Raw genomic sequence first — 7,918 nt, forward strand, 5'->3', positions numbered from 1 at the left:
GCGGCGGCGGCGCGGTGGGCGGCGGCGGACGCGTCAGCCGCGCGCGTCGAGGACGGCCTGGTACAGCTCCCGCTTGGTCACCGCAGACCCCTCGGACACCGCCGCGCACGCGTCCTTGAGCCGCTCCCCCGCCTCGACCCGCTCCTCGACGATCTCCACGAGGTCCTCGAGCGTCGCGGCGGAGTCGGCCGCGTCCGCCCCGGCCACCACCACGACGATCTCCCCCAGGACACCGGGCGCCGTGCGCTCGGCGAGCTCGCCGAGCGTGCCGCGCAGGACCTCCTCATAGGTCTTGGTCAGCTCGCGACACACCGCCGCCCGGCGGTCCGCGCCGAGCACCTGCGCGGCCTCGGCGAGGGTGTCGGCCAGCCGGTGCGGGGACTCGAAGAACACGCACGTGCGCTCCTCCGCCGCCAGCCGCGCCAACCAGGTCCGGCGGCGGCCGGCCCGCCGCGGCGGGAACCCGTCGAAGCAGAAGCGGTCGACCGGCAGGCCGCTGAGCACCAGCGCGGTGGTCACCGCCGACGGCCCCGGCAGGCACGTCACCGGAAGGCCCGCCTCGATGCACGCCACCACCAGCGAATACCCGGGATCCGACACCGCCGGCATGCCCGCGTCGGTCACCACGGCCACGGTGTCGCCCGCGCGCACGCGGTCGATCAGCTGGGGCACGCGGCCCGCCTCGTTGTGCTCGAAGAAGCTCATCACGCGGCCCCGGATGGTGACCTCCAGTGCCGTGGCGAGGGAACGCAGGCGACGGGTGTCCTCCGCGGCGACGATGTCCGCCGTGGCCAGCACGTCGCGCAGGCGATCCGAGGCGTCACCCGGGTTCCCGATGGGGGTGGCCGCCAACACGACACGTCCGGACGTCATGCCGACCACCCTATCCGCCGGGTGAGGCGTGTCCCCTGGCGGCGCGGGGGCCACACTATGCTCGGCTCGTGACCTCGACCCCCGGCGTGCGGTCCCCCGGACGTCCGCTGCCCGCCCCCGACACCGGCCCGGTCGACACGGCCCGCGACTGGATCGTCACCGGCGTCGTCCTGGTCCTGGCGTTCGTCTCGCGGTTCTGGGGACTGGCCTCGGCAACCGACAAGGGCACCCCGGTCTTCGACGAGAAGCACTACGCGCCGCAGTCGTACGACATCGCCCGGCTGGGCATCGAGGAGAACCCCGCCTACGGCCTCGTCGTCCACCCGCCCGTCGCCAAGCAGATCCAGTCCCTCGGCGGGCTGCTCTTCGACTACACCCCCATGGGCTGGCGGTTCACCGCCGCGCTGGCGGGGGTGCTCGTGGTGCTCATGGTCATGCGCATCACCCGGCGGCTGACCCGCTCCACCCAGCTCGGCTTCGTCGCCGGCCTGCTGCTGTGCCTGGACGGCGTCACCTTCGTGACCTCTCGCATCGGCATGCTGGACATCTACCAGGTGCTCTTCGTCGTGGCCGCCGCCGGCGCACTGCTGGTGGACCGCGACCAGATGCGCGGTCGCATGCACCGCGCCGCCGTCGAGGGCCGGCTTCACCTCTCCGAACTCGGCCCCCGCCTGGGATTCCGCTGGTGGCGTTTCACCGCCGGCGTGATGCTCGGCCTCGCGCTCGGCGTGAAGTGGTCCGGCCTGTACTTCATCGCCTTCTTCGGCCTCATGACCGTCGCCTGGGACTGGGCCCTGCGCAGCCGCTACGGCATCCACCGCCCGCTCGCCGGCGCGCTGCTGCGCGACGCGGTGCCCGCCTTCCTCACCCTGGTGATCTGGCCCGCGATCCTGCACCTGTTCACGTGGCTCCCGTGGTTCGCGGGCGAGAACTCCGTGTACCGGCACGCCGTCCCCGAGAAGGTCGCCGATACCTGGCTGCCCGATGCGCTGCAGTCGTGGCTGTACTACCAGTCATCGGTCCTGGACTTCCACTCCTCGCTGACCACCTCCGCCGGCAACCGGCACCCCTGGGAGTCCAAGCCGTGGACCTGGCCCATGAGCCTCCGGCCGATGCTCTACTACGTCGAGCAGGGCGAGGGCGTGGCCGGGTGCGGTGAGGCCACGTGCGTCCGCGCGATCATGCTGATCGGCACGCCCGCGATCTGGTGGCTGGCGATTCCGGTGCTGGCGTGGGCGTTCTGGCGCGCGGTCGTCTCCCGCGACGGGCGCTACGCTTTCCCGCTGGTCGGTTACATGGCGGGGTATCTGCCCTGGTTCTTCCAGCACGACCGGCAGATGTACTTCTTCTACGCCTCCGTCATGGTGCCGTTCTTCGTCATGCTCATCGCGCTCGTGCTCGGCGAGATCGCCGGGAAGGCCACCGACTCCCGCCGGCGCCGGCTCCTCGGGCGCGGGATAGTGAGCGTGTACCTCGCCCTTGTGATCGTGAACTTCATCTACATGTTGCCGATCCTCGCGGGGCTGCCGATCACGCAGACCGAATGGAATCACCAGCTCTGGTTGCCGTCCTGGCGCTGACCGGCCGCCTCGGCCCGCCCCGGCCGTCCTGAGCAGCGGCTGTGCATCGCGCCCGGGCCCCCATTTCGTGGTGACGGACCCGCCGGGCCGTCAGTAACGTCGCGGAGGTGAACGAGCTACCCATTCCCTTCGCCGATCTCCCGATGAGCGACGTGACCCAGCAGTGGCTGGTCGAGAAACCGGTCACGATCGCCATCTACATCGTGCTGGCCCTGGTGGTGCGCTGGCTGCTGCACCGCGGCATCGACCGGGTCACCGCCCCCTCCCGAGACGGGTCGGTCTCCGCGTGGCGGCGACGCCGCCAGGAGAGGTCCGACCGGCGCGACGACGAGGCCGGATCGGCGCACGACACGGACGGCCACGACGGCGACGTCAGCGCGGACGAGAGCGGGGGCCTCACCGCCGCGAGCCTGAAGAAGCACAACCGCCGCCGCGACGCCGAGCACGTGCGGGCCGAGCAGCGCCGCGCGCAGCGGCGGGCCCAGCGGATGGCGACCATCGGCTCGGTGCTCAAGTCGCTCGTGTCGTTCGTCGTCCTGGTCTGGGTGGTCCTGCAGACCCTGGCGATACTCGGCGTCAACGTCGCGCCGTTCATCGCCTCCGCGGGGATCGTGGGCGTCGCCCTCGGCTTCGGCGCCCAGACCCTCGTCCGCGACTTCCTGTCCGGACTGTTCATGCTCTTCGAGGACCAGTACGGCGTCGGCGACTGGGTGGACCTCGGCGAGGCCGAGGGCACCGTCGAGCACGTGGGCCTGCGCATCACCTCGCTGCGCGACCTGCACGGCACCCTGTGGTACTGCCGCAACGGCGACATCGCCCGCGTCGGCAACTACAGCCAGGACTTCGGCGTGGCGTTCCTCGAGATCCCCGTGTCCTACACCGCCGACGTCGACCGGGCGTGCACCGTGGCGATCGAGACCGCCAAGCAGGCGGCGGCCGAGGAGCCCATCGCCTCGAACCTCATCTCCGGGCCGGAACTGCAGGGCGTCAACGCGCTGGACGCAGATTTCTGGTCGCTGCGGATGACCGCCGTGACGCAGGCCAACGCGCAGTGGGCCACCGAGCGGGAGTTGCGCCGCCGGATCCGCAAGGCCTTCGACGAGGCCGGGATCGACGCGCCCTACCCGGAGGGCCTGCCGGTCTCGGCGATGCGCGCGATGGCGGCCGAGTAAGGCACCGCTGAGCGACCTCCTGCGGCCGCGGCGGCGCCGGCGGCGGCGTCAGCCGCCCAGCACCCTGTCGATACTGAACCTGCCGGCGCCGACCGCGGCGATGAGCAGCGCCCCCACGCCGAGCGCCACGACGAGCTCCCAGCCGTTCTGGGTGACGAACGGGCCGTGGATTGCGTGGACGAAGTACAGGGCGCCGAACATGTCCACTCCGAGGAGGATCCCGGCGAGCGGGGTGAGCAGTCCCGCGACGAGAGCGACCCCGGCCACGAGTTCGACCCCGGCGACGATCGCCGCGGTGACCTCCGGCTGCGGGATGCCGTAGCCCGCGAACTGCTCCCCCACCCGCGCCAACCCGAGTGTGAAGAACTTCTGCCACCCGTGCGCGACGAAGACCACGCCGATGCCCACACGGGCCAGCAGGATGGCGGCGTCGCGGAGGGTCTCCATCCCCCTCACGGGAGGATGCCCTGTCCGACCTTGGTGATCCGGCGGTTGAGAAGCGTCATCGCCAGGTTGTACAGCGGCGGGGCGAACCTCTGGGCCGCGAACCCCACGCGGACGTCCGGCGAGGTGTAGACGATGTAGCGGCCCTTCCGCACCCCCTCGAGCATCTTCTCGGCGGCCTCGTCGGGGGTGACAGCGTGACGCCGGAACTGGTCGACTGTCTTGGCGACCTCAGGGGTGGAGCGGTCGACGCCCGCGATCTCGATAGTCTCGACCAGCGGGGTGTCGACGCCGCCGGGGCAGACCAGGTGGACCCCGATGTCGTAGGGCGCCAGGTCGAAGCGCAGCACCTCGGCGATCCCGCGGATGCCGAACTTGGCGGCGCTGTAGGCGGCGTGCCACGGCAGACCGAGCAGACCGGCGGCCGAGGAGACCAGGGCGAGGGCCGAGGGCTTACCGGCCGTCATCATGGCCGGCACGAACGCCTCCACCACGTGGACGGTGCCCATGAGGTTGACCTCGACCATCGACCGCCACACGCGGTGCTCGAGCAGGTCTGGTCGACCCCATGCCGAGTTGCCCGCGACGTGGAAGACCGCGTCGGGGGCCCCGTGCGCGGCGATGACGCGCTCGCCGAAGACGAGGACCGCGTCGTGGTCGGTGATGTCGAGCGCCTCGGCGGCCAGGACGGGCGCACCCGCGTCGCGGCAGGCCTGCTCGACCGATGCCAGCCCGTCGGCGTCACGGTCGGTGAGGACGAGACGGGCCCTCTCACGGGCGAGCCGGATCGCCGTCGACCGACCGATCCCGCTGGCCGCGCCCGTCACCACGCAGACCTTGCCTCTGTACTCCCTGATGCGTCGCCTCGACATCTGCTCCCCTGTCCCGGCCCGCGTCGTCGGCAGCGGACCGCCTGATGTGCTCACCGTAGCGGCCCGCGGGTGCCGTCGAGGCGGTGTCGGTCGGGCGCGTCCCCTCTCTCGGGCCTCCTCTCAGACCTGCTCTCTCAGGCCTGCGGCGTGAGCTTGGTCGCCTGGAGCGTGTCGTGGCCGCCGCGCGGCGGGATCGGCGGCACGTACTCGCGCAGCACGCACCGGCTCCCGCTGTAGATGGTGGCCATGCACCGGTTGCAGTGGACACACAGCGAGCGACGACGCTCGTCCTCCCTGAGCTTGTTGGGGAAGTCGGGCTCGCGCAGCAGAGCGCGGCCCATGGCGACGAACTCGAAGCCCGCGTTCATCGCCTTGTCGATGGACGGTCGGTCGACGATGCCGCCGAGCAGCATCATCGGCAGGTCGACGGCCTCGCGGATCTGGCGGGCGTCGTCGAACATGTACGCGTCGGTGTAGGGGTACTCCTTGAACATCTTCGGTCCGACGACCTTCATGCCCATCTTGATCACGGGCGGCTGGGTGGCGGCGAACTCCTCCAGCGGCGCGTCACCCTTGAACAGGTAGATCGGGTTGAGCAGGGAGCTGCCGACGGTCATCACCAGCGCGTCGGCCGAGCCGTCCTGCTCCAGCCACCTGGCGACCTGCCGCGCCTCGTCGATCCAGAAGCCGCCGGGCACGCCGTCGTCCATGTTGAGCTTCATGGTGACGGCGATCGTGTCGCCCATGGCGTCGCGGATGGCACGGCCGATGCGGCGGGCGAAGCGGGCGCGGTTCTCCAGCGACCCGCCGTACTCGTCCTTCCGGCGGTTGAGCCTCGGACTGAGGAACTCGCTGACGAGGTAGTTGTGACCGAAGTGCACCTCGATGGCGTCGAAACCGGCCTCGTAGGCGCCGCGCGCAGCCCGGACGTGGTCCTCGACGATCCGGTCGACATCGGCAAGGGTGCACGCCTTGGTGATGGCCAGGCCGGTGGGCGCGGGGATGCGCGACGGACCGAGCGGGGTCATCCCGTTGGAGGCGCCGTTGGCGACCGCACCGGCGTGGCCGACCTGGGCGGAGATCGCGGCACCCTCGTTGTGGACCGAATCGGTGAGCTTGCGCAGCATCCCGCCGTCGTCCATACCCCAGTGATATTGGTGCTTATCGGTGCGACCCTCGGGCGACGTGGCGAGGTAGGCCACGGTCGTCATACCGACCCCGCCTCGGGCGTACTCGGTGTGGAACTCGATGAGCTCGTCGGTGATCCGCCCACGGGGACACCGGCCCTCGAAGGTGGCGGCCTTGACGATGCGGTTCCGCAGCGTGACGTTGCCGATCTTTCCGGGGCTGAAGACGTCGGGGGCGGGGGTTCCGGGCGCGAGAGTCATACGCAGAATGTAACCCGTTCTAGTGGCGCTGTCACGGCCTTGGCCTGCGCTTATGCACACCGTGTGCAGGTTTCTCGACGGGCGCGTGCGGCACACCCCGCCTACCTGCGGGGGATAGGGTCGCCTAACCGCGGTCAGGCGTCCGCGCCGAGTTCGACGAGCAGCACGCCGCAGGCGATGAGGACGATCCCGGCACCCATCAGCGGCGTGAGCGGCTCGCGGAACAGCAGGCGGCTGAACACCGCGGCCAGCGCGACGCCCGCAGCGGTCCAGATGCCGTAGGCCACGCCGAGCGGCATGCCGGCGGCCAGCGTGAGGGACAGGAACACGAACGCGATCAGGTACCCGGGCGCGACGGCGGCGTACCACCGCGCGTCGTCGACGGCCTTGCGGAGGGAGAGGGTCGCCGCGAGCTCACAACAGATGGCGACGACGAGGTAACCCCACGCCATCACGCGGCCCCTACCGCTCGGGCGCGAGCGCGCTGGGATCCGAGTTCGACGCACAGGACGCCGGCGATGATGACCGCGATACCGGCCACCATCAGCGGGGTCAGTGGCTCGGCGAAGATCAGCGCGGACAGGCCCGCGGTGAGCGCGACGCCGGTGGCTCCCCAGATGCCGTAGGCCACGCCCAGCGGCAGCCCCGCCTTCAGGGTCCGGGCGAGGAACACGAAGGCGCCGAGGTAGCCGATCACCACCACGACGTAGAGCGCGGGCCTGTCCAGCGCGCCTTTGAGTGCGAGCGACCCCGCGACCTCGCAGACGATCGCCGCGGCCAGGTTCAGCCACTTACCGGTCGGTCGTCTCCCGGACGCGATAGTCCCCTCGGTCACGGGGGCCAACTGTATCGGCGTCCACCGCGGTCGCCGTCACCGCCGTGCGGATGTGTCCGGCCAGCACGGCGAGCGCCGACGCGCCCTCGGGCGTCCCGGCGACCACGGGGAAGCAGTGGACCATCCCGGGCCACACCCGCAGATCGACGGTCGCTCCCCGCGCGGTGCTCGCGTCGACGAAGCCGCGGACGTCGTCGACCACGAAGTCGTCTCCCCCGCAGACGATCGCGACCGCCGGCGCACTCGCGTCGAGCGGCCGGCGGGCCGGGGAGATCCCCGGGTCGTCGACCGGGGTGTCGCCCGCGTAGGCGTCGCGACAGTCGGCGGCGATGGACGGGGGCATGAGCGGATCGAGGGCACCGCCGGATCGCTCCCCGCCGAGGGGCTCGGTGAGGTCGACCCAAGGGCTGATCAGGGCCAGAGCAGCCGGTCGTTCGCCGCCTCCGCGAAGACGGTCGAGCAGTCCCAGCGCGAGGCCGCCGCCCGCCGAGTCGCCGGCGATCGCGACCCTCTCGGCGCCGCCGACGTGCTCGGCGAGGTGCCGGAACGCGGCCTCCGCGTCGTCGAGTGCCGCCGGGTACCGGTGCTCGGGCGCCAGCCGGTAGTCGGGCACGTACGTGGTCGCCCCGGCGAGGCGGGCCAACGCCTTCGCCATGGTGGCGTGCGTGTCCGACGAGCCGGCGACATAGCCGCCCCCGTGCAGCACGAGCAGGCCGGGCGCGTCGTCCGCCCCGTCGATCCACAGACCCGGCAC

The 7,918-nt window shown here is 71.4% G+C and carries 9 protein-coding genes; 2 read left to right on the forward strand and 7 right to left on the reverse strand.

Annotated features, from left to right (window positions below; translation table 11 throughout):
- Positions 1–33: 33 nt before the first annotated feature.
- On the reverse strand, positions 34–873 hold the full coding sequence (gene rsmI / locus HMPREF3086_RS07130) for a 16S rRNA (cytidine(1402)-2'-O)-methyltransferase (RefSeq protein WP_070721021.1): 840 nt from the start codon (positions 871–873) through the stop codon (positions 34–36).
- A 68-nt stretch (positions 874–941) separates the two neighbouring features.
- On the opposite strand from rsmI, the gene HMPREF3086_RS07135 reads away from it, so the two are divergent.
- Positions 942–2,453: a dolichyl-phosphate-mannose--protein mannosyltransferase gene (locus HMPREF3086_RS07135; protein ID WP_061229788.1), complete on the forward strand. Its 1,512-nt coding sequence runs from the start codon at positions 942–944 to the stop codon at positions 2,451–2,453.
- A 143-nt stretch (positions 2,454–2,596) separates the two neighbouring features.
- Entirely contained in the window at positions 2,597–3,625 is a 1,029-nt protein-coding gene (locus HMPREF3086_RS07140; protein WP_070721024.1) for a mechanosensitive ion channel family protein, read from the forward strand.
- Between the two features lie 48 nt (positions 3,626–3,673).
- On the opposite strand, the gene HMPREF3086_RS07145 is transcribed toward HMPREF3086_RS07140, so the two are convergent.
- The 6 genes from HMPREF3086_RS07145 to HMPREF3086_RS07170 form a co-directional block, all read right to left on the reverse strand.
- Complete coding sequence (locus HMPREF3086_RS07145; protein ID WP_061229790.1) at positions 3,674–4,072, reverse strand: DoxX family protein; 399 nt, start codon at positions 4,070–4,072, stop codon at positions 3,674–3,676.
- Between the two features lie 5 nt (positions 4,073–4,077).
- Positions 4,078–4,941 (reverse strand): SDR family oxidoreductase, encoded by an 864-nt coding sequence (locus HMPREF3086_RS07150; RefSeq protein ID WP_061229791.1) that lies wholly within the window; start codon positions 4,939–4,941, stop codon positions 4,078–4,080.
- A 134-nt stretch (positions 4,942–5,075) separates the two neighbouring features.
- A complete protein-coding gene (locus HMPREF3086_RS07155) occupies positions 5,076–6,329 on the reverse strand; it encodes an NADH:flavin oxidoreductase (RefSeq protein ID WP_070721015.1) in 1,254 nt (417 codons plus the stop codon).
- Between the two features lie 134 nt (positions 6,330–6,463).
- A complete protein-coding gene (locus tag HMPREF3086_RS07160; protein WP_061229028.1) occupies positions 6,464–6,781 on the reverse strand; it encodes a DMT family transporter in 318 nt (105 codons plus the stop codon).
- Entirely contained in the window at positions 6,781–7,164 is a 384-nt protein-coding gene (locus tag HMPREF3086_RS07165) for a DMT family transporter (protein ID WP_082767725.1), read from the reverse strand. The genes HMPREF3086_RS07160 and HMPREF3086_RS07165 overlap by 1 nt, the downstream gene beginning before the upstream one ends.
- A partial coding sequence (locus tag HMPREF3086_RS07170; RefSeq protein ID WP_168169068.1) for an alpha/beta hydrolase fold domain-containing protein occupies positions 7,121–7,918 on the reverse strand: 798 nt, incomplete at its 5' end. The genes HMPREF3086_RS07165 and HMPREF3086_RS07170, both read right to left, overlap by 44 nt.

It is taken from the genome of Dietzia sp. HMSC21D01 (assembly GCF_001815995.1).
Taxonomy (GTDB): domain Bacteria; phylum Actinomycetota; class Actinomycetes; order Mycobacteriales; family Mycobacteriaceae; genus Dietzia; species Dietzia cinnamea.